The organism is Pseudomonas sp. ATCC 13867 (assembly GCF_000349845.1).
Lineage (GTDB): Bacteria > Pseudomonadota > Gammaproteobacteria > Pseudomonadales > Pseudomonadaceae > Pseudomonas.
Window position 1 is genome coordinate 5,445,716 of record NC_020829.1, and the last position, 21,280, is coordinate 5,466,995.

General features: G+C 61.7%; 14 protein-coding genes, 2 tRNA genes and 3 rRNA genes. 5 read left to right on the plus strand and 14 right to left on the minus strand.

All coding sequences use genetic code 11. The features are described 5' to 3' along the window. The first annotated feature begins 160 nt into the window (after positions 1 to 160). Together H681_RS24395 and ubiA are read left to right on the plus strand one after the other, a co-directional pair. Positions 161 to 700, plus strand: coding sequence for a chorismate--pyruvate lyase family protein (locus tag H681_RS24395; RefSeq protein ID WP_442961268.1), 540 nt, complete (start codon positions 161 to 163; stop codon positions 698 to 700). A gap of 26 nt (positions 701 to 726) precedes the next feature. Continuing rightward, complete coding sequence (ubiA, locus tag H681_RS24400; RefSeq protein WP_015479575.1) at positions 727 to 1,617, plus strand: 4-hydroxybenzoate octaprenyltransferase; 891 nt, start codon at positions 727 to 729, stop codon at positions 1,615 to 1,617. 124 nt (positions 1,618 to 1,741) lie between these two features. Here ubiA and H681_RS24405 read toward each other — a convergent pair whose 3' ends face one another. After that, complete coding sequence (locus H681_RS24405; protein WP_015479576.1) at positions 1,742 to 2,107, minus strand: COG4315 family predicted lipoprotein; 366 nt, start codon at positions 2,105 to 2,107, stop codon at positions 1,742 to 1,744. A 303-nt stretch (positions 2,108 to 2,410) separates the two neighbouring features. On the opposite strand from H681_RS24405, the gene phoB reads away from it, so the two are divergent. The 3 genes from phoB (at position 2,411) to H681_RS24420 (ending at position 5,877) form a co-directional block, all read left to right on the plus strand. Further along, the gene (gene phoB, locus H681_RS24410; RefSeq protein WP_015479577.1) at positions 2,411 to 3,100 is read left to right on the plus strand and encodes a phosphate regulon transcriptional regulator PhoB; all 690 of its coding nucleotides are present in this window, start codon (positions 2,411 to 2,413) and stop codon (positions 3,098 to 3,100) included. A 39-nt stretch (positions 3,101 to 3,139) separates the two neighbouring features. Continuing rightward, entirely contained in the window at positions 3,140 to 4,444 is a 1,305-nt protein-coding gene (gene phoR / locus H681_RS24415) for a phosphate regulon sensor histidine kinase PhoR (RefSeq protein ID WP_041712268.1), read from the plus strand. A gap of 92 nt (positions 4,445 to 4,536) precedes the next feature. Then, entirely contained in the window at positions 4,537 to 5,877 is a 1,341-nt protein-coding gene (locus H681_RS24420) for a hemolysin family protein (protein WP_015479579.1), read from the plus strand. Between the two features lie 223 nt (positions 5,878 to 6,100). Here the strand turns inward: H681_RS24420 and H681_RS24425 are convergent, their stop codons facing one another. The 13 genes from H681_RS24425 to H681_RS26525 form a co-directional block, all read right to left on the minus strand. Beyond that, complete coding sequence (locus tag H681_RS24425; protein ID WP_015479580.1) at positions 6,101 to 7,000, minus strand: peptidoglycan DD-metalloendopeptidase family protein; 900 nt, start codon at positions 6,998 to 7,000, stop codon at positions 6,101 to 6,103. A gap of 115 nt (positions 7,001 to 7,115) precedes the next feature. Next, positions 7,116 to 8,009 (minus strand): response regulator, encoded by an 894-nt coding sequence (locus tag H681_RS24430; protein ID WP_015479581.1) that lies wholly within the window; start codon positions 8,007 to 8,009, stop codon positions 7,116 to 7,118. A 133-nt stretch (positions 8,010 to 8,142) separates the two neighbouring features. Then, on the minus strand, positions 8,143 to 8,883 hold the full coding sequence (gene phoU, locus H681_RS24435; RefSeq protein WP_015479582.1) for a phosphate signaling complex protein PhoU: 741 nt from the start codon (positions 8,881 to 8,883) through the stop codon (positions 8,143 to 8,145). An 85-nt stretch (positions 8,884 to 8,968) separates the two neighbouring features. Further along, positions 8,969 to 9,805 (minus strand): phosphate ABC transporter ATP-binding protein PstB, encoded by an 837-nt coding sequence (gene pstB / locus H681_RS24440; RefSeq protein WP_015479583.1) that lies wholly within the window; start codon positions 9,803 to 9,805, stop codon positions 8,969 to 8,971. A 52-nt stretch (positions 9,806 to 9,857) separates the two neighbouring features. Then, entirely contained in the window at positions 9,858 to 11,534 is a 1,677-nt protein-coding gene (gene pstA / locus H681_RS24445; protein WP_015479584.1) for a phosphate ABC transporter permease PstA, read from the minus strand. A gap of 24 nt (positions 11,535 to 11,558) precedes the next feature. Continuing rightward, positions 11,559 to 13,592 (minus strand): ABC transporter permease subunit, encoded by a 2,034-nt coding sequence (locus H681_RS24450; RefSeq protein ID WP_086009634.1) that lies wholly within the window; start codon positions 13,590 to 13,592, stop codon positions 11,559 to 11,561. A 395-nt stretch (positions 13,593 to 13,987) separates the two neighbouring features. Beyond that, the gene (pstS, locus tag H681_RS24455) at positions 13,988 to 14,959 is read right to left on the minus strand and encodes a phosphate ABC transporter substrate-binding protein PstS (protein WP_015479586.1); all 972 of its coding nucleotides are present in this window, start codon (positions 14,957 to 14,959) and stop codon (positions 13,988 to 13,990) included. 567 nt (positions 14,960 to 15,526) lie between these two features. Beyond that, positions 15,527 to 15,642, minus strand: a 5S ribosomal RNA gene (rrf, locus tag H681_RS24460). 134 nt (positions 15,643 to 15,776) lie between these two features. Then, positions 15,777 to 18,669 (minus strand): 23S ribosomal RNA (locus H681_RS24465). 227 nt (positions 18,670 to 18,896) lie between these two features. Beyond that, a tRNA-Ala gene (locus H681_RS24470) sits at positions 18,897 to 18,972 on the minus strand. A 27-nt stretch (positions 18,973 to 18,999) separates the two neighbouring features. Then, a tRNA-Ile gene (locus H681_RS24475) sits at positions 19,000 to 19,076 on the minus strand. Between the two features lie 151 nt (positions 19,077 to 19,227). Beyond that, positions 19,228 to 20,764 (minus strand): 16S ribosomal RNA (locus tag H681_RS24480). The 16S, 23S and 5S rRNA genes sit together here with 2 tRNA genes alongside, the layout of an rRNA operon. Positions 20,765 to 21,105: 341 nt before the next feature. After that, on the minus strand, positions 21,106 to 21,261 hold the full coding sequence (locus H681_RS26525; RefSeq protein ID WP_157883358.1) for a hypothetical protein: 156 nt from the start codon (positions 21,259 to 21,261) through the stop codon (positions 21,106 to 21,108). Between the last annotated feature and the right edge of the window lie 19 nt (positions 21,262 to 21,280).

Here is a 21,280-nt window from a genome sequence, read left to right on the forward strand (position 1 = left end):
GGCGATGAGGCCGGTACGCAAGTACCGACCGACCGGCCAAACCTTTGGTGGGGTATCGCGCAAGGCACTCTTGCACAGAACGCAATCGGCCACGCAAAGGCGCCATGTTAAGCTGCCGCGTCCCCGGCCACCCGCAGTCACTACCGTGCCCGAAGCAGCCCTGTCTCATCCGCCCCGCTGGCTCACCGCCGTCCAGTTGCACCCCGCGCCCTCCGCCCAGGTCCTGGACTGGCTGTTCGACGAAGGCTCGCTGACGCGCCGGCTGACTGCCCTGTCCGACGGCGGCTTCGCGGTGCAGCCGCTGGCCGAGGGCTGGCACCGGATGCGTGTCGACGAATGTGCCGCCCTGGGCGTGGCCGAAGGCAGCCTGGGCTGGGTTCGCGAGGTGTACCTGAAGGGCCACGGCCAGCCCTGGGTGTTCGCCCGCAGCGTTGCCGCGCGCCATGCGCTGGAAGGTTCGGGGTTCGACCTGCGGCTGCTCGGCAGCCGCTCCCTGGGCGAGCTGCTGTTCAGCGACCGCGCCTTCCACCGCGGCCCCATCGAAGTGTGCCGCTACCCGGCCGCCTGCATGCCCGCCGAGGTCCGCAGCGAACGCCCGTGGGGGCGTCGCTCGCTGTTCAGCCGCGACGGCCTTGGCGTGCTGGTTGCCGAAGTATTCCTGCCCACGCTCTGGCACCGGCTGGAAGAACAGTCCGTATAATCCCCGGATCGTTTCCGGAGGCCGCCATGTTCGTCGCCCTGATCAAACCCCTCGCCCGCCTGCATCCCCGCGCCTGGGACTTCATCCAGCTGACGCGCATGGACAAGCCGATCGGCATCTACCTGCTGCTATGGCCCACCCTGTGGGCGCTGTGGATGGCCAGCGGCGGCATGCCGAGCCTGAAGAACCTGATGATCTTCGTGGTCGGCACCGTGCTGATGCGCGCCGCCGGCTGCGTGATCAACGACTTCGCCGACCGCAAGCTCGACGGCCACGTCGAGCGCACCAAGGCCCGCCCGCTGGCCACCGGCAGGATCACCGTGCGCGAGGCCTGGATAGCCTTCTTCGTACTGCTGGGCGCCAGCTTCCTGCTGGTGCTGTGCACCAACGCGCAGACCATCTGGCTGTCCTTCGGCGGCGCGGCGATCGCGGCGCTCTACCCCTTCATGAAACGCTACACCTACTACCCGCAGGTGGTGCTGGGCGCGGCCTTCTCCTGGGGCATCCCGATGGCCTTCACCGCGGCGGACGGAACCCTGCCGGCGGTGGCCTGGCTGCTGTTCTTCGCCAACGTGCTGTGGACCGTGGCCTACGACACCTACTACGCGATGACCGACCGCGAGGACGACCTGAAGATGGGCATGAAGTCCACGGCGATCCTCTTCGGCGATGCCGACCGGGTGATCAACCTGACGTTGCAGGGCCTGATGCTCCTGCTGCTGATCCTGGCCGGCAACAAGCTAGACATGCACCTGTACTACTACCTCGGCCTCGTCGTGGCGGCGGGCTGTTTCGCCTGGCAATTCCACTCGACCCGGGACCGCGAGCCGATGAAGTGCTTCAAGGCCTTCCTGCACAACCACTGGGCGGGGCTGGCGATCTTCCTCGGCACCGTGGCGGACTTCGCCCTGCGCTGATGGGCTGATGGACCGTGCCCCCCTGCAGGAGCGAGGGGGACGCCATCGTTATTGCTCGCGAACCTTGCCTGGCATCCCAGGTATCAAGCGGGTTCGCGAGCAAGCTCGCTCCTACGCAAAGCCGCTACGGCTTGGCCATGTGCCAGACCCCCATCTTGCCTTCGCCGGTCATGTCGCCGGCCTTCTGGTCCTGCACGAAGGTGTACAGCGGCTTGCCCTTGTAGGCCCACTGCACGGTGCCGTCATCGCGCTTGATCAGGGTCCAGTCGCCCATCGCCTTGGCGTCGGCCTCGGCCATCAGTGGCGGCCAGTTCTGCGCACAGCCACCGTTGCACATCGACTTGCCGCCGCTGTCCTTGTCGAAGGTGTACAGCGTCATGCCCTTGGCATCGACCAGCATGCCGTTCTTTTCCATCGCCGGCTCGGCGGCCAGCGCGGTCATCGGCGGGAATGCCAGGCCCAAGGCAAGGGCCGGGAGGAACCTCTTCATCGCGTGTCTCCTCTGGTGAGGTGGAACGGCGCGGGGGCTACCGCGAAGGCGCTCGGCCCGGGCGGCGTCGACTGCCCACTCGCAACCGTGATCGCGGCGTCCGACGTCCGTGCGCCAGACGCGCCGTCGACTGGGCCGGTGCACGGCACACCCCGTGTGACGGGGTTCGCACAGCGGCCCATTCAGCATAGACGAGCCCGTGCCAGACGCTTCGCACCGCGCTCGGCTAACATCCGCATGTCACATCCCTGAAATATTTCCGTTATCTAATGCGGCGCAGTACAGAAATCCTGAGGCACCAGCATGGTTGGCAAGACAATCCTCATCGTCGATGACGAAGCTCCGATCCGGGAAATGATCGCCGTGGCCCTGGAGATGGCCGGCTACGAATGCCTTGAGGCCGACAGCGCCCAGACGGCTCACGCGGTGATCGTCGACCGCAAGCCGGACCTGATCCTGCTCGACTGGATGCTGCCGGGCACTTCCGGCATCGAGCTGGCCCGCCGCCTCAAGCGCGACGAGCTGACCTCGAGCATCCCGATCATCATGCTCACCGCCAAGGGCGAGGAGGACAACAAGATCCAGGGCCTGGAAGTCGGCGCCGACGATTACATCACCAAGCCCTTCTCCCCGCGCGAACTGGTGGCTCGCCTGAAGGCCGTGCTGCGGCGCACCGGCGCCGGCGACAGCGAGACACCGATCGAAGTCGGCGGCCTGATGCTCGACCCCATCAGCCACCGTGTGACCATCGACGGCAAGCCCGCCGAGATGGGGCCGACCGAATACCGCCTGCTGCAGTTCTTCATGACCCACCAGGAGCGCGCCTACACCCGTGGCCAGCTGCTGGACCAGGTCTGGGGCGGCAACGTGTACGTGGAAGAGCGCACCGTCGACGTGCACATCCGCCGCCTGCGCAAGGCCCTGGGCGAGGTCTACGAAAATCTGGTTCAGACCGTGCGCGGTACCGGTTATCGTTTCTCGACCAAAAACTGATCGGACGCATCGCCCGATGGGTACAAGGAACGGACTTTCGTGACCCAGAATTGGAGTGGCGTGCTGATTCGCCATCTGCTGCTAGTCGTCGCCGGCGGCCTGCTGGTCGGCCTGATCTCCGGCCAATGGGGCTGGGCCCTGGCGGCCGCCCTGGCCGCCTACCTCGGCTGGACCCTCTGGCAACTGCTGCGCCTGTACAACTGGCTGAAAACCCACCAGAGCGATGAAGCGCCGCCCGATGGCTACGGCCTGTGGGGCGAGGTGTTCGACAGCATCTATCACCTGCAGCGGCGCAACCAGAAGGCTCGCGGTCGGCTGCAAGCGGTGATCGACCGCATGCAGGAATCCACCGCCGCGCTGCGCGACGGCATGATCCTGCTCGACCGCGACGGCAACCTGGAGTGGTGGAACCAGTCCGCCGAACGCCTGCTGGGCCTGAAAAGCCCGCAGGACGGTGGCCAGCCGGTGACCAACCTGGTCCGCCACCCGCGTTTCAAGGAATACTTCGCGCACGAGGACTACCGCGAACCGCTGGAGCTGACGTCGCCGATCAACGACAACCTGCGCCTGCAGTTCCACATCACCCTCTATGGCGCCGGCGAGCACCTGATGCTGGTGCGCGACGTGACACGCGTCCATCAGCTGGAACAGATGCGCAAGGACTTCATCGCCAACGTCTCCCACGAACTGCGCACCCCGCTGACGGTGATCGCCGGCTACCTGGAGACGCTGCTGGACAATGTCGAGGAGGTCAATCCGCGCTGGACCCGCGCGCTGCAGCAGATGCAGCAGCAGGCCGGGCGCATGCAGAGCCTGCTCAACGACCTGCTGCTGCTGGCCAAGCTGGAAGCCACGGATTACCCGGCGGACAACAAACCGGTGGCGGTGGACCTGATGCTGCTGTCGATCCGCAACGACGCCCAGGCGCTCTCCGGCGCGCGCAACCACCGCATCAGCCTGGAGGCAGACGCCAAGGTCAAGCTCAAGGGCAGCGAGGCCGAACTGCGCAGCGCCTTCTCCAACCTGGTGTTCAATGCCGTGAAATACACCCCCGACGAAGGCGATATCCACATTCGCTGGTGGGCCGACGAACAGGGCGCGCACCTGGCCGTGCGGGACAGCGGCATCGGCATCGATCCCAAGCACCTGCCGCGCCTGACCGAGCGCTTCTACCGCGTCGACTCCAGCCGCAACGCCAGTACCGGCGGCACCGGCCTGGGGCTGGCCATCGTCAAGCATGTCCTGCTGCGCCATCGCGGCAGCCTGGACATCAGCAGCGTGCCGGGCAAGGGCAGCAGTTTCACCTGTCACTTCCAGCCACAACAGGTCGAGCGCCGCACCTGAGGGCGCCCGAGCACTGAGATTGCCATCAGCGGACTTGCCAGTGGCGCCCGCGAACCGCATTCTTGTCCGTCCATTCCTTATCCAACAGAACCATGGACCCTTCCCCCAGTAGCAACCTCCTGACTTACTTCGCCGATTTCGGCCTGATTCTTTTCGCTCTCTTCCTCGTCGTACTCAACGGCTTCTTCGTGGCCGCCGAGTTCGCCATGGTCAAGCTGCGCTCCACCCGCGTGGAAACCATCGTCAAGCAGCACGGCTGGCGGGGCACCATCCTGCGCAAGGTGCACAACCAGCTCGACGCCTATCTCTCCGCCTGTCAGCTGGGCATCACCCTGGCCTCCCTGGGCCTGGGCTGGGTCGGCGAGCCGGCCTTCGCCGAAGTGCTCGAACCGCTGCTGGCCGCGGTCGGCGTGCACTCCGAGGAAGTCATCCGCGGCGTGTCGTTCTTCACCGCGTTCTTCATCATTTCCTACCTGCACATCGTGGTCGGCGAGCTGGCGCCCAAGTCCTGGGCGATCCGCAAGCCGGAGCTGCTGTCACTGTGGACGGCGGTGCCGCTGTACCTGTTCTACTGGCTGATGTACCCGGCGATCTGGCTGCTCAACGCCAGCGCCAACACCATCCTGAAGATCGCCGGGCAAGGCGAGCCGGGGCCGCACCACGAGCACCACTACAGCCGCGACGAGCTCAAGCTGATCCTGCACTCCAGCCGCGCCCACGACCCCAGCGACCAGGGCATGCGCGTACTGGCCTCGGCGGTGGAACTGGGCGAGCTGGAAGTGGTGGACTGGGCCAATTCCCGCGAAGATCTGGTCTACCTGGAGCGCAACGCGCCGCTGGACGACATCCTCGCCACCATCCGCCGCCACAAGTACAGCCGCTACCCGGTGTACGACAACGGCAAGGGCGAGTTCATCGGCCTGCTGCACATCAAGGACCTGCTGCTGGCCCTGACCACGCTGGAGAGCCTGCCGGAGTCCTTCGACCTCGACGAGCTGACCCATCCGCTGGAAATGGTCACCAAGCACATGCCGCTGGCTCGTCTGCTGGAGCAGTTCCGCCAGGGCGGTTCGCACTTCGCGCTGGTGGAGGAAGCCGACCACAAGGTGATCGGCTACCTGACGATGGAGGACGTGCTGGAAGTGCTGGTCGGCGATATCCAGGACGAACACCGCAAGGCCGAGCGCGGCATCGTCTCCTACCAGCCGGGCAAGCTGCTGGTGCGCGGCGACACGCCGCTGTTCAAGCTGGAGCGCCTGCTGAGCATCGACCTCGACCATGTCGAGGCGGACACCCTCGCCGGCCTGGTCTACGACACCCTCAAGCGCGTGCCGGAGGAAGAGGAAGTGCTCGACACCGAAGGCCTGCGCATCATCGTGAAGAAGATGAAGGGTCCGAAGATCGTCCTCGCCAAGGTGGTGAAGCTGGACTGATCGTCCGCTGACGAAAAAAGGCTGCCCAGGGGCAGCCTTTTTTCTCGGGCGTGTCCCGGCCCCCGCATCTTTTCGCGGACAACGGAAGCCCCAGGCCTGGCCTTGACTGTAGCGAGCTTGCTCGCGAACAGCGTTTGCCGGCGACGACGGAGCTGGGAAGGTTCGCGAGCAAGCTCGCTCCTACAGACATCGGTTGCAAGCCCCAGGCGGGGAAGGCGGCGCCTCAGTTCTCCTTCACCACCGCGAAGTTCGGCAAGGTATCCACCGGTTGGGAGAAGTCGTAGGGAATCGACTCCAGCGCCAGGCCGACGTTGCGCTGCACCACGAAGTGCAGGTGCGGGCCGCTGCTGTTACCGGTGTTGCCCGAGCGCGCCAGGGAGGTGCCGGTGGCGACACGCTGTCCTTCATGGACCAGCACCGAGCCGCGCATCAGGTGCAGGTACACCCCCATAGTGCCGTCGTCATGCAGGATGCGCACGAAGTTGCCGGACGGATTCTTGCCGCGCCCGCTCTGGTCGTTCTCGATCTTCACCACGGTGCCGCCACGGGCGGCGATGATCGGCGTGCCCTCGGGCATGGCGATGTCCATCGCATAACGGCCCTTGGGCGTGAAATGGCTGTAGCGGCCATTGGCGCCCTGGGTCAGGCGGAACGGACCGCCCATCCAGGGCAGCGCGTACCGGTAAGACAGCGGCTGCTGACGCGGATCGCCCAGCGCGTAACGCAGTTTGGGCTGGTACACCAAGGGTTTGCCGGGATTACGTGGGGTCAGTGTCGCCAGGCGGATGGCACTGCGCGGCGGCAGTACCCAGCGGATCGGGCGCTCCGGCGCGCCGATGGCGTTCTGCACACCGGTCACGCTCAGCTCCACCTCGACTGGCGCATACAGGTCATTACGCACCTGCAGCGTCTCGCCGCCGGCGTGCTTCCTGGTCTCCAGCTTCACCTGCTGTTCCAGGTGCTCGACCATGCGATCGCGGAAGACGAACACCGCCGCCCCCGCCACGGCCTTGTCCGTGTAGGTGACGACGCCATTGGCGTCGGTGTACTTGTAGATGGTCACGGCCGAAGCCGTCCCCGATGCGGCCAGCAGACCGCACAAGAAGATACTGCGCCCTAGCATGTCGACTCTGGTTATAGGTATGGCGACAACGGCAAGACTAGCAGCGCGGCCCCTGCGGAGCGACCCGCTGGCGGCCGGTGTGTGAAGCAGTACCTTCCATCGGTCGGCTACCCACTCAGGCTCCGGGCACGTAGTGCTTCTGGGTGCTGCCACGGGCGATCAGGCGTGACAGGTAATCGAGCTTCTGCGGGTCGCGGTCGACGAAGCGGAAGGTGAGTTGCAGCCACTCGCTGTCGGGCCTGGGCTCCAGCGCCGCCACGGCGTGCAGATAGCCATTGAGGCGGGCCACGTCGCGGTCCTCCTCCAGGTCCAGCACGGCGCTTTCCAGCACCTGCGGCAGCGGCGTACCGCGCTTCACCACCAGCAGCGCTTCCTTGAGGCTGAGTGCCTTGATCACGCAGGGCAGGCTCGCCGAGGGCAGGCGCAACTGGCCCTGCTGGCCCTTGGCGCCGCTGCGGGCGACAGGAGCGGCGGCAGCCGGTGCCAGGGCCGCCGAACGCGGCGCAGCGGGAGCGGCCGCCGGGCGCACCACCTCGGCCTTGCCGCCGGTAAGGGCGCTGAGCGAGTCATTGGGCATGGCGCCAACCAGGCTGCGCTGCGGCGCCTGGGCGGCCAGCGCTTCGAGCTTGCCGGCGCGGGACAGTGCCTTCTTCACCTTGCTCACCAACTGGTCGTTGGAGAACGGCTTGCCGATGAAGTCGGAGACGCCGGCCTGGATGGCCTGCACCACGTTGTCCTTGTCGCCACGGCTGGTAACCATGATGAAGGGCGTGGTCTTCAGATTGTCCTGCTCACGGCACCAGGAGAGCAGTTCGATACCCGACAGCTCGGGCATCTCCCAATCGCAGAGAATCAGGTCCACGCTCTGGCGCGCGAGGAACTGCTGCGCTTTGCGGCCGTTCACCGCCTCCTCGATCTGCAGGCCGGGGAAATGGTCCCGCAGCCCCTTCTTCACCAGATCCCGGATGAATGGGGCATCATCCACGACCAGCACACTGACCTTGGCCATCGGCAACTCCTTCGAACGATAGGGCGAAGAATAGCCTCGCCAGGTGGCGACATGCCATCGGCTGGAAACCGCCGGGCCATAAAATGACGAACCCGGCGCTGGGCCGGGTTCGTCGATGTGGCGGGCGGAAGCCTTACTGGGGCTTGTCGCCGTTGCCGGTGCCCTGCACTTCTTCCTTCATACGGGTCAGGCCGATGTGGCGGACATCGGTACCGCGCACCAGGTAGATCACCAGTTCGGCGATGTTGCGCGCGTGGTCGCCGATGCGCTCCAGCGAACGCAGGGCCCAGATGACATTGAGCACGCGGGAAATGGCCCGCGGGTCTTCCATCATGTAGGTGACCAGCTCGCGCAGGGCGGTCTTGTACTCGCGATCGACGGTCTTGTCGTACTGGGCCACAGACAGCGCCAGGTCCGCATCGAAGCGGGCGAAGGCATCCAGTGCCTCCTGCACCATCTTGCGCACCTGACCGCCAATGTGGCGCACCTCGACGTAGCCGCGCGGCGACTCGCCTTCCTCGCACAGCTGGATGGCGCGGCGGGCGATCTTCGAGGCTTCGTCGCCGATGCGCTCGAGGTCGATCACCGATTTGGAGATGCTGATGATCAGGCGCAGGTCGGAGGCGGCCGGCTGGCGGCGGGCGAGGATGCGCAGGCATTCCTCGTCGATGTTGCGCTCCATCTGGTTGATCTGGTCGTCGATCTCGCGCACCTGCTGGGCCAGGCCCGAGTCGGCGTCGATCAGCGCGTTGACCGCGTCGTTGACCTGCTTCTCCACCAGGCCGCCCATGGCCAGCAGATGGCTGCGCACATCTTCCAGCTCGGCGTTGAACTGCTGCGAGATGTGATGGGTGAGGCTTTCTTTGTTGATCATGTTCGCTCCGCGAAAGCCGCTGGCTCCGGGCCGCCGGCCTGTGATGTTCTCCGGGAAGTTCTACCGCGCACGCAATACCGCAAAACTAGCCGTAGCGACCGGTGATGTAGTCTTCCGTCTGCTTCTTGGCCGGGTTGGTGAACAGGGTATCGGTATCGCCGAACTCGATCAGCTTGCCCATGTACATGAACGCCGTGTAGTCGGAGACGCGCGCGGCCTGCTGCATGTTGTGGGTGACGATGACGATGGTGAACTTGGACTTCAGCTCGTAGATCAGCTCTTCGATCTTCAGGGTGGAGATCGGGTCCAGTGCCGAGCACGGCTCGTCGAGCAGCAGGACTTCCGGTTCCACGGCGATGGTGCGGGCGATGACCAGACGCTGCTGCTGACCGCCGGAGAGGCCGAGGGCGGATTCGTGCAGGCGGTCCTTCACCTCGTCCCACAGCGCGGCGCCCTTGAGGGCCCACTCGACGGCTTCGTCGAGCACGCGCTTCTTGTTGATGCCCTGGATGCGCAGGCCGTACACCACGTTCTCGTAGATGCTCTTGGGGAACGGGTTGGGCTTCTGGAACACCATGCCGACGCGGCGGCGCAGTTCGGCGACGTCGACGTTCTTGGCGAAGATGTTGTGGCCGTCGAGGAGGATCTCGCCCTTCACGTTGCAACCGTCGACCAGGTCGTTCATACGGTTGAAGCAGCGCAGCAGGGTGGACTTGCCGCAGCCGGACGGGCCGATGAAGGCGGTCACGCGCTGCTTGGGGATGTTCATGCTGACGTCGAACAGTGCCTGCTTCTCGCCGTAGAACAGGCTCAGGCCGGGCACTTCGAGGGCGACGGTCTCGCTCTCCAGGTTCATGCCCTGACGGTCGCCACGGCCGAGCGCGCCGATGTCGATGCCGTGGGTAGCGGTTTCATGTTGCATGTTCAGTCTCCTTGGGAGGCTTGGCGGCGGGCTCGGCCCGCCGCCGGCAGAATCAGTTTTCCAGCGCCTTGTACTTTTCGCGCAGGCGGTTACGAATCGCGATGGCCGAGAAGTTCAGCAGGGCGATCACCATCACCAGCAGCAGCGCGGTGGCGTACACCAGCGGGCGCGCGGCCTCGACGTTCGGGCTCTGGAAGCCGACGTCATAGATGTGGAAGCCCAGGTGCATGATCTTCTGGTCCAGGTGCACGTATGGGTAGTTGCCGTCCACCGGCAGCGCCGGAGCCAGCTTCACCACGCCCACCAGCATCAGCGGCGCCACTTCACCGGCGGCGCGGGCCACGGCGAGGATCAGGCCAGTCATCATCGCCGGGCTGGCCATCGGCAGGACCACTTTCCACAGGGTCTCGGCCTTGGTCGCGCCCAGGGCGAGGGAGCCTTCGCGGGTAGCCCTCGGGATGCGCGCCAGACCTTCCTCGGTGGCGACGATCACCACCGGCACCGCGAGGATGGCCAGGGTCAGCGAGGCCCAGAACAGCCCGGGCGTGCCGAAGGTCGGTGCCGGCAGGGCTTCGGGGAAGAACATCCGGTCGAGCGAACCGCCCAGCACGTAGACGAAGAAGCCCAGGCCGAACACGCCGTAGACGATCGCCGGAACGCCCGCGAGGTTGTTCACCGCGATGCGGATGATGCGGGTCAGCAGGCCCTGGCGAGCGTACTCGCGCAGGTAGACGGCGGCGATCACACCGAACGGGGTGACGATCACGGCCATCACCAGAGTCATCATCACGGTACCGAAGATGGCCGGGAAGATACCGCCCTCGGTGTTCGCCTCGCGCGGGTCGTCGCTCAAGAACTCCCACAGCTTCTTGAAGTAGAAGCCCAGCTTGGCGCCCACGCCCATCTGGTTCGGCTGGTAGGCGTGCACCAGCTTGCCGACGCTGATCTCGGTCTGCTGGCCGGTGGCATCGCGCATGACGATGCTGTCGCGGTTGAACTCATGGTGCAGGCTGTTGAGCTGGTCCTCCAGCACCTTGTACTGGGCGTTCAGCTCGGCGCGACCGGCGGCGATGTCGGCCTCGGCGGCGGCATCCAGCTTGCCATTGAGCTGCAGGCCGCGCTCTTTCAGGCGCAAGCGCTCGAGGCCGTGGTTGATGCCACCGATGTCCTTCTTCTCCAACCGGTAGAGCTTGGCGTAGAGCTCATCGACGCGCGTCAGGCGGGTCTGCAGTTCGGCCAGGGCGCCCGGACCTTCGGCGACCACCTTGCCGTTTTCCTTAACGCTCAGCAGGTAGCCATAGAAGTTGCCCCACTCGCGACGCTCCAGGGTCACCAGCTCGGCCGGATGACGCTTGTCGGCCAGCCACTCGCCGATCACCCAGGAGAAATCGCTGCCGTAGAGGTCGCGGTTGCCCAGCTTGAGCAGCTCGCGGGTCATGAACTCGGGGCCGTTGTCCGGCACCGGCAAACCAGCACCGCGCAGGCGCTCGCGGGGCACCTGTTCGACCTGCACCTCTTCACCGATCAGGGTCTTGGGCGCTTCACCGGGAACGGTATAGCTCGCCTCGATCACGTCCGCCGGCCAGAAGTGGCCGAGACCGCGCACGGCGATCACGGCGAGCAGGCCGATGGTCATGATCACGGCAATGGACACCGCACCGGCGTTCATCCACACCCAGGGAGAACCGCTGGCAAACCACGCTTTGACGGATTCCTGTTTCTGTTTCACGGAACTAGCCTCGTCGGGCGTCGCTTAGAGCGACGCGTATTTCTTGCGCAGGCGCTGACGGATCAGCTCTGCCAGGGTGTTCATCACGAAGGTGAAGGACAGCAGTACCAGTGCCGAGAGGAACAGCACGCGGTAGTGAGTCCCGCCCACCTCCGACTCGGGCATTTCCACCGCGACGTTCGCCGCGAGGGTGCGCATGCCCTGGAAGATGTTCACGTCCATGACCGGGGTGTTGCCGGTGGCCATCAGCACGATCATGGTCTCGCCCACGGCGCGGCCCATGCCGATCATCAGCGCGGAGAAGATGCCCGGGCTGGCGGTCAGGATCACCACGCGGGTCAGCGTCTGCCAGGGCGTGGCGCCCAGGGCCAGGGAGCCGTAGGTCAGGCTGCGCGGCACGCTGAAGATGGCGTCTTCGGCGATGGAGAAGATGTTCGGGATCACCGCGAAGCCCATCGCCAGGCCGACCACCAGGGCGTTGCGCTGGTCGTAGGTGATGCCCAGGTCATGGCTGATCCACAGGCGCATGTCGCCGCCGAAGAACAGGGTCTCCAGGTGCGGGCTCATCCACAGGGCGAAGGCGCCGGTGGCGAGGACCACGGGGATCAGGATCGCCGCTTCCCAGCCGGCCGGCAGGCTCAGGCGGATGCGCTCGGGCAGGCGGCTCCAGATCAGGCCGGCAGCCAGGATGCCCAGCGGCGTGAGCAGCAGCAGGCTGAAGATGCCCGGCAGGTGGCCTTCGACGTACGGCGCGAGGAACAGGCCGGCGAAGAAGCCGAGGATCACGGTCGGCAGCGCCTCCATCAACTCGATCACCGGCTTGACCTTGCGGCGCATGCCCGGGGCCATGAAGTAGGCGGTGTAGACGGCGGCGGCAATCGCCAGCGGAGCCGCGAGGATCATCGCGTAGAAGGCCGCCTTCAGGGTACCGAAGGTCAGCGGCGACAGGCTCAGCTTGGGCTCGAAGTCGGTGGTCGCGGCAGTGGACTGCCAGACGTAACCCGGCTTGTCGTAGCTCTCGTACCAGACCTTGCCCCACAGCGCGCTCCAGGACACTTCCGGGTGCGGGTTGTTGACGCTGAAGCGGCGCAGCTCGCCACCCTGTTCGACGATCAGGCGGTTGGCGCGCGGCGAGAGAGCCATCAGGCCGGTCGACGGAGCAACATTCTCCACCAGCAGGGTGCGGTGCGCAGTGCTGTGGAAGATACCGAGGTTGCCCTGCCTGTCGAGCGCCAGGAAGCCTTTGCGGCGCTGTTCGGGAGCGATGCCGGTCACCGGCTGGTCACCCAGCTTGAAGTCACGCACATGGGACAGGCGCGGCTCGCCATCCTCGCCACGGGCCATGAACCACTGACCGATTCCACCCTTGGAGTCGCCGATCATCAGCGAGATGCCGCCCAGCAACTGGCTGCTGGCGGTCACTTCGGCGGAGGCGTCGTCGAGCAGCTTGTAGCGGCCGTTGAGCTGGTGAGTGCTCAGGTCGAACACGTCGGCCTGGGCGCGGCCGTTGATCACATAGAGCCACTGCTTGCGCGGATCCATGTAGATCGCCTTCACCGGCTCGGCGATCTGCGGCAGGTTGATGCGCTCCTCTTCCAGCGAGGTTTCGCCAGTCAGCATGTTTTCCTGACTGGTCAGGCTGAGCAGGAGCATCTGGCTACCGGTCGAGGCGGCCAGCAGCAAGCCTTCATCACCCGAGACGATCGCTACGTGCTCCAGCGGGCGCCCCTGGGAATCCAGGTTGATGGCCGCCTCGCCATAGGGGTAGCTGATCTGCGGGGTGATGGTTTTCTTGTTGTCCGGATAGGTGACCTTGTAGGTGTGCTTGAACACCAGCACCTGGCCGTTGGACAGGCCCAGCGCCACGGTCGGATGACCCGGCTGGTCTTCGGCGATGGAGGTCACGCTGCTACCGGCAGGCAGCTTGAGCGCGACACGGTCCATTTCGTCGCCTTTCTTCGCGTCGAAGAACACCACCTCGCCGTTGGCGGCGATGCGCATGCCCACCATGTTCTGCTCTTCGATGCTCAGCAGTAGCGGCGCCTGCGCCGTCTTCAGCCAGGCCGGAGCCAGGGGGTCGCGCGCCTCCAGCGTGGCGCCGCGGAACAGCGGCAGCACAACGTAGGCGAGGTAGAAGAAAATCAGGGTAATGGCGGCCAGGACGGCGAGGCCGCCAACCAGCACGTACCAGCGGGTGAGTCGATCCTTGAGCGCACGCATGCGACGCTTGCGCTGTAGCGCAGGCGTATTGAAATCGATCCGCTCGGGGAGAGAAGAAGTCATCGGGGAGTTGGCCAGGTCGTTCATGCAGTGACACCCTAGCGGCTCTGTGTGACAGAAAGATGACATGGAGGTGACGCGACAAAGCCCACCAGCAGAGCCATGCTGGCGGGCCCGGTCGGGTTGGCGTCAGCCCATGCCGGGCGGCGCTGGCCGCCCGGTTGGCGGGCTGATTACAGACCCAGCTCCTTGCTCGCTTTTTCCGCGACTTTCGCCGGCAGCGGGATGTAGCCGTCTTTCACGACAACCTGCTGGCCGGACTTGGAGAGCACCATCTTCAGGAACTGGGCTTCCAGCGGGTTCAGCGGCTTGTTCGGCGCCTTGTTGACGTAGACGTAGAGGAAGCGCGACAGCGGGTAGGTGCCGTTCAGGGCGTTCGCCTCATTGTCCTCGACGAACTCGCCGCCTGCCTTCTTGGCCAGGGCAACGGTCTTCACGCTGGCGGTCTTGTAACCGATACCGGAGTAGCCCACGCCGTTCAGCGACTGGCTGACCGACTGAACCACGGAAGCCGAACCCGGCTGCTCGTTCACGTTCGGCTTGTAGTCGCCTTTGCACAGGGCTTCTTCCTTGAAGTAGCCGTAGGTGCCGGAGACGGAGTTACGGCCGAACAGTTGCACCGGCTTGTTGGCCCAGTCGCCGGTCAGGCCCAAATCGCCCCAGGTCTTCACTTCCGACTTGCCGCCGCACAGGCGGGTGGAGGAGAAGATGGCGTCGACCTGCTGCATGGTCAGGCCTTTGATGGGGTTGTCCTTGTGCACGAAGATGGCCAGGGCGTCCACGGCAACCGGAACAGCAGTCGGCTTGTAGCCGTACTTCTGCTCGAAGGCCTGCAGCTCGACATCCTTCATCTTGCGGCTCATCGGGCCCAGGTTGGCAGTACCCTCGGTCAGAGCCGGCGGTGCGGTGGAAGAGCCGGCGGCCTGGATCTGCACGTTCACGTTCGGGTACAGGCGCTTGTACTCTTCGGCCCACATGGTCATCAGGTTGGCCAGAGTGTCGGAGCCGACGCTCGACAGGTTGCCCGACACACCGCTGGCTTTTTGGTATTCCGGCAGAGCCGGATCAATTGCGGCAACCGCACTAGCAGTGCCTACGCCCGCGGCGACAAAAGTCAGGGCCGCCATCAAACGCTTGAGTTTCATGCCTTGCTCCTTGAGGAGAATGGGGTTGGATGGAACGGGGGCCAGTATCGTCAGGCCGCATGAAGACTCTATGACGCGAATGTGACAGTTGGATGAAATGCCATCAGCGAATTACGCAAGCGTCATGGCCGGGGAAAACAGCCACAGAACAGCAGTGAAAAACGTATCCCAGAGCCACCGAAGCGATCTGTACGCTCGCAGGAGCGAGCTTGCTCGCGAACCAGACCAGCCCAGCACGCCGTCATAACCGATGAAATGCAGCCATAGAGCATCCATTCGCCACCGCCCCCATCATCGAGAACTCGCAGGGCATTGCACCCGTAGGAGCGGACGCTGTCCGCGATGACTTCAAGCTCGCAGCGGGTTGATCGGTTCGCGAGCAAGCACGCTCCTACGAGGAACCGACCCGCCTCAAATCGGCCACAGCCTCAATCCGCTTTTGTAGGAGCGAACAGTCCGCACAATCGCCCCAGGCTGGCTACCGAGCGCCACATCACCTGGCTCACTTTCCCGCGCGCAAAAGCAAAGCCCCGACCAGCAGTGCTGATCAGGGGCTTTGGGATAGGAGCTTGACGATGACCTACTCTCACATGGGGAAACCCCACACTACCATCGGCGATGCGTCGTTTCACTACTGAGTTCGGGATGGGATCAGGTGGTTCCAACGCTCTATGGTCGTCAAGCAATTCTTTCGGACGCTCGTGGCTTGCGCACACGCTCATCCCGATTCGGGTATGTGACAGGTAATTTGCGGTTCTCACGAACTTTCGGTTCGTTACGTCTTCACCGTACAACACGCAAATTGTTTGGGTGTTATATGGTCAAGCCTCACGGGCAATTAGTATCGGTTAGCTCAACGCCTCACAGCGCTTACACACCCGACCTATCAACGTCGTAGTCTTCGACGGCCCTTCAGGGGACTCAAGGTCCCAGTGAGATCTCATCTTGAGGCTAGTTTCCCGCTTAGATGCTTTCAGCGGTTATCTATTCCGAACATAGCTACCCGGCAATGCCACTGGCGTGACAACCGGAACACCAGAGGTTCGTCCACTCCGGTCCTCTCGTACTAGGAGCAGCCCCTCTCAAATCTCAAACGTCCACGGCAGATAGGGACCGAACTGTCTCACGACGTTCTAAACCCAGCTCGCGTACCACTTTAAATGGCGAACAGCCATACCCTTGGGACCGGCTTCAGCCCCAGGATGTGATGAGCCGACATCGAGGTGCCAAACACCGCCGTCGATATGAACTCTTGGGCGGTATCAGCCTGTTATCCCCGGAGTACCTTTTATCCGTTGAGCGATGGCCCTTCCATACAGAACCACCGGATCACTAAGACCTACTTTCGTACCTGCTCGACGTGTCTGTCTCGCAGTCAAGCGCGCTTTTGCCTTTATACTCTGCGACCGATTTCCGACCGGTCTGAGCGCACCTTCGTACTCCTCCGTTACTCTTTAGGAGGAGACCGCCCCAGTCAAACTGCCCACCATACACTGTCCTCGATCCGGATGACGGACCAGAGTTAGAACCTCAAGCATGCCAGGGTGGTATTTCAAGGATGGCTCCACGCGAACTGGCGTCCACGCTTCAAAGCCTCCCACCTATCCTACACAAGCAGGCTCAAAGTCCAGTGCAAAGCTACAGTAAAGGTTCACGGGGTCTTTCCGTCTAGCCGCGGATACACTGCATCTTCACAGCGATTTCAATTTCACTGAGTCTCGGGTGGAGACAGCGCCGCCATCGTTACGCCATTCGTGCAGGTCGGAACTTACCCGACAAGGAATTTCGCTACCTTAGGACCGTTATAGTTACGGCCGCCGTTTACCGGGGCTTCGATCAAGAGCTTCGCTTTCGCTAACCCCATCAATTAACCTTCCGGCACCGGGCAGGCGTCACACCCTATACGTCCACTTTCGTGTTTGCAGAGTGCTGTGTTTTTAATAAACAGTCGCAGCGGCCTGGTATCTTCGACCGACATGGGCTTACGCAGTAAATGCTTCACCCTCATCGGCGCACCTTCTCCCGAAGTTACGGTGCCATTTTTGCCTAGTTCCTTCACCCGAGTTCTCTCAAGCGCCTTGGTATTCTCTACCCAACCACCTGTGTCGGTTTGGGGTACGGTTCCTAGTTACCTGAAGCTTAGAAGCTTTTCCTGGAAGCATGGCATCAACCACTTCGCTCTCTAAAAGAAAGCTCGTCATCAGCTCTCGGCCTTGAACACCCGGATTTGCCTAAGTGTTCGGCCTACCACCTTAAACTTGGACAACCAACGCCAAGCTGGCCTAGCCTTCTCCGTCCCTCCATCGCAGTAACTAGAAGTACAGGAATATTAACCTGTTTCCCATCGACTACGCTCTTCAGCCTCGCCTTAGGGACCGACTAACCCTGCGTCGATTAACGTTGCGCAGGAACCCTTGGTCTTTCGGCGTGGGAGTTTTTCACTCCCATTGTCGTTACTCATGTCAGCATTCGCACTTCTGATACCTCCAGCAAGCTTCTCAACTCACCTTCACAGGCTTACAGAACGCTCCTCTACCGCGCATCTTGCGATGCACCCGTAGCTTCGGTGTATGGTTTGAGCCCCGTTACATCTTCCGCGCAGGCCGACTCGACTAGTGAGCTATTACGCTTTCTTTAAAGGGTGGCTGCTTCTAAGCCAACCTCCTAGCTGTCTAAGCCTTCCCACATCGTTTACCACTTAACCATAACTTTGGGACCTTAGCTGACGGTCTGGGTTGTTTCCCTTTTCACGACGGACGTTAGCACCCGCCGTGTGTCTCCCACGCTGACACTTCCAGGTATTCGGAGTTTGCATCGGTTTGGTAAGTCGGGATGACCCCCTAGCCGAAACAGTGCTCTACCCCCTGGAGTGATACGTGAGGCGCTACCTAAATAGCTTTCGAGGAGAACCAGCTATCTCCGAGCTTGATTAGCCTTTCACTCCGATCCACAAGTCATCCCCTGCCTTTTTCAACGGAAGTGGGTTCGGTCCTCCAGTCAGTGTTACCTAACCTTCAACCTGCTCATGGATAGATCGCCCGGTTTCGGGTCTATACCCAGCGACTAAAACGCCCTATTAAGACTCGCTTTCGCTACGCCTTCCCTATTCGGTTAAGCTCGCCACTGAATATAAGTCGCTGACCCATTATACAAAAGGTACGCAGTCACCTAACAAGTAGGCTCCCACTGCTTGTACGCATACGGTTTCAGGTTCTATTTCACTCCCCTCTCCGGGGTTCTTTTCGCCTTTCCCTCACGGTACTGGTTCACTATCGGTCAGTCAGTAGTATTTAGCCTTGGAGGATGGTCCCCCCATATTCAGACAAAGTTTCTCGTGCTCCGTCCTACTCGATTTCACTTCAAAGAACCTTTCACATACGGGGCTATCACCCACTATGGCCGCACTTTCCAGAGCGTTCTGTTAGATTCAAAGAAGCTTAAGGGCTAGTCCCCGTTCGCTCGCCACTACTAAGGGAATCTCGGTTGATTTCTTTTCCTCAGGGTACTTAGATGTTTCAGTTCCCCTGGTTCGCCTCTTGCACCTATGGATTCAGTACAAGATACCTAGGTTATCCCAGGTGGGTTTCCCCATTCAGAGATCTCCGGATCAAAGTCTGTTTGCCGACTCCCCGAAGCTTATCGCAGGCTACCACGTCTTTCATCGCCTCTGACTGCCAAGGCATCCACCGTATGCGCTTCTTCACTTGACCATATAACCCCAAGCAATCTGGTTATTGTCTCGAACGTGAAGACGACATTCGCCGAAAATTCGCGCTTGAACTCGCAAATTTTACCTTGACTTGAATAATCACCAGTGAAAGAGATTATTCAGTCTACTTCTATCACATACCCAAATTTTTAAAGAACGGTTCTGGCACAAAGACCAGACAGCAAGGTTCGTTCACCGAACATTCCTGTCTGAGCTTTCGACGATTAATGGTGGAGCCAAGGAGGATCGAACTCCTGACCTCCTGCGTGCAAAGCAGGCGCTCTCCCAGCTGAGCTATGGCCCCATCGGATCAGCAGCACACCACAACAATTGGTGGGTCTGGGCAGATTCGAACTGCCGACCTCACCCTTATCAGGGGTGCGCTCTAACCAACTGAGCTACAGACCCAATCGTTCGGGCTTTGGCAGCTTGTCGACCTCACCCGCTCTCTATCCAAGAGCCGGGGGCGCGCTCAAACCAACCGAGCAGCAAACCTATCGTCTAACCAGTGAATCAAGCAATTCGTGTGGGAGCTTATGAAGAAGCTGAGATCTTCGATTAAGGAGGTGATCCAGCCGCAGGTTCCCCTACGGCTACCTTGTTACGACTTCACCCCAGTCATGAATCACTCCGTGGTAACCGTCCCCCTTGCGGTTAGACTAGCTACTTCTGGAGCAACCCACTCCCATGGTGTGACGGGCGGTGTGTACAAGGCCCGGGAACGTATTCACCGTGACATTCTGATTCACGATTACTAGCGATTCCGACTTCACGCAGTCGAGTTGCAGACTGCGATCCGGACTACGATCGGTTTTATGGGATTAGCTCCACCTCGCGGCTTGGCAACCCTCTGTACCGACCATTGTAGCACGTGTGTAGCCCTGGCCGTAAGGGCCATGATGACTTGACGTCATCCCCACCTTCCTCCGGTTTGTCACCGGCAGTCTCCTTAGAGTGCCCACCATAACGTGCTGGTAACTAAGGACAAGGGTTGCGCTCGTTACGGGACTTAACCCAACATCTCACGACACGAGCTGACGACAGCCATGCAGCACCTGTGTTCCGATTCCCGAAGGCACTCCCGCATCTCTGCAGGATTCCGGACATGTCAAGGCCAGGTAAGGTTCTTCGCGTTGCTTCGAATTAAACCACATGCTCCACCGCTTGTGCGGGCCCCCGTCAATTCATTTGAGTTTTAACCTTGCGGCCGTACTCCCCAGGCGGTCGACTTATCGCGTTAGCTGCGCCACTAAGATCTCAAGGATCCCAACGGCTAGTCGACATCGTTTACGGCGTGGACTACCAGGGTATCTAATCCTGTTTGCTCCCCACGCTTTCGCACCTCAGTGTCAGTATCAGTCCAGGTGGTCGCCTTCGCCACTGGTGTTCCTTCCTATATCTACGCATTTCACCGCTACACAGGAAATTCCACCACCCTCTACCGTACTCTAGTCAGGCAGTTATGGATGCAGTTCCCAGGTTGAGCCCGGGGATTTCACATCCATCTTACCAAACCACCTACGCGCGCTTTACGCCCAGTAATTCCGATTAACGCTTGCACCCTTCGTATTACCGCGGCTGCTGGCACGAAGTTAGCCGGTGCTTATTCTGTTGGTAACGTCAAAACAGCAAGGTATTAACTTACTGCCCTTCCTCCCAACTTAAAGTGCTTTACAATCCGAAGACCTTCTTCACACACGCGGCATGGCTGGATCAGGCTTTCGCCCATTGTCCAATATTCCCCACTGCTGCCTCCCGTAGGAGTCTGGACCGTGTCTCAGTTCCAGTGTGACTGATCATCCTCTCAGACCAGTTACGGATCGTCGCCTTGGTAGGCCTTTACCCCACCAACTAGCTAATCCGACCTAGGCTCATCTGATAGCGCAAGGCCCGAAGGTCCCCTGCTTTCTCCCGTAGGACGTATGCGGTATTAGCGTTCCTTTCGAAACGTTGTCCCCCACTACCAGGCAGATTCCTAGGCATTACTCACCCGTCCGCCGCTGAATCATGGAGCAAGCTCCACTCATCCGCTCGACTTGCATGTGTTAGGCCTGCCGCCAGCGTTCAATCTGAGCCATGATCAAACTCTTCAGTTCAATACTGCTTGGGTTTTGCGAAAACCCTAAACTTGGCTCAGCAATCGCATGCTCAATTTAATGAGCTAAAACTCTCGAATTCACGAGTGTTACTTGCGTTGCTGATAATCAGTCGATCATCAGTCTTACATCACAAGCACCCACACGAATTGCTTGATTCGACTTGTTAAAGAGCAGTTGGTTAAGGCTTTCGCTTCAACCGAGGCGCGCATTCTACGCTAACCTCTCTTTCCGTCAAGCTTTATTTTTCGAAAATTTCTTTTCTACTCAATCGCTTGTGCTTCTGCGAAGGAAACCTTCGCATCAGCGGGAGGCGCATTCTACAGCGATCAAACTCGCTGTCAAGCACCTCGATGATCTTCTTTCAACCGCTGCCGGAGCGGCGAGCTGAAAGCGGCAAGTGACCCACCCGCCTGACCACCACCCTCAACTAGAGATTCTGTAAGTGCTTGATTTTCAAGCTCTTTCAGCGCTTCGTCGCTGGGAGTGATGCGCATTATAGGGACTTGAAGCGAC

What these genes read in the sequence shown, in the direction of transcription:
- phoU (WP_015479582.1), bottom strand. Translation starts at nt 8,883, where the DNA reads ATGATCAACAAAGAAAGCCTCACCCATCACATCTCGCAGCAGTTCAAC.
- phoB (WP_015479577.1), top strand. Translation starts at nt 2,411, where the DNA reads ATGGTTGGCAAGACAATCCTCATCGTCGATGACGAAGCTCCGATCCGG.
- pstS (WP_015479586.1), bottom strand. Translation starts at nt 14,959, where the DNA reads ATGAAACTCAAGCGTTTGATGGCGGCCCTGACTTTTGTCGCCGCGGGC.
- H681_RS24420 (WP_015479579.1), top strand. Translation starts at nt 4,537, where the DNA reads ATGGACCCTTCCCCCAGTAGCAACCTCCTGACTTACTTCGCCGATTTC.
- pstB (WP_015479583.1), bottom strand. Translation starts at nt 9,805, where the DNA reads ATGCAACATGAAACCGCTACCCACGGCATCGACATCGGCGCGCTCGGC.
- H681_RS26525 (WP_157883358.1), bottom strand. Translation starts at nt 21,261, where the DNA reads ATGCGCATCACTCCCAGCGACGAAGCGCTGAAAGAGCTTGAAAATCAA.
- H681_RS24430 (WP_015479581.1), bottom strand. Translation starts at nt 8,009, where the DNA reads ATGGCCAAGGTCAGTGTGCTGGTCGTGGATGATGCCCCATTCATCCGG.
- ubiA (WP_015479575.1), top strand. Translation starts at nt 727, where the DNA reads ATGTTCGTCGCCCTGATCAAACCCCTCGCCCGCCTGCATCCCCGCGCC.
- H681_RS24425 (WP_015479580.1), bottom strand. Translation starts at nt 7,000, where the DNA reads ATGCTAGGGCGCAGTATCTTCTTGTGCGGTCTGCTGGCCGCATCGGGG.
- H681_RS24405 (WP_015479576.1), bottom strand. Translation starts at nt 2,107, where the DNA reads ATGAAGAGGTTCCTCCCGGCCCTTGCCTTGGGCCTGGCATTCCCGCCG.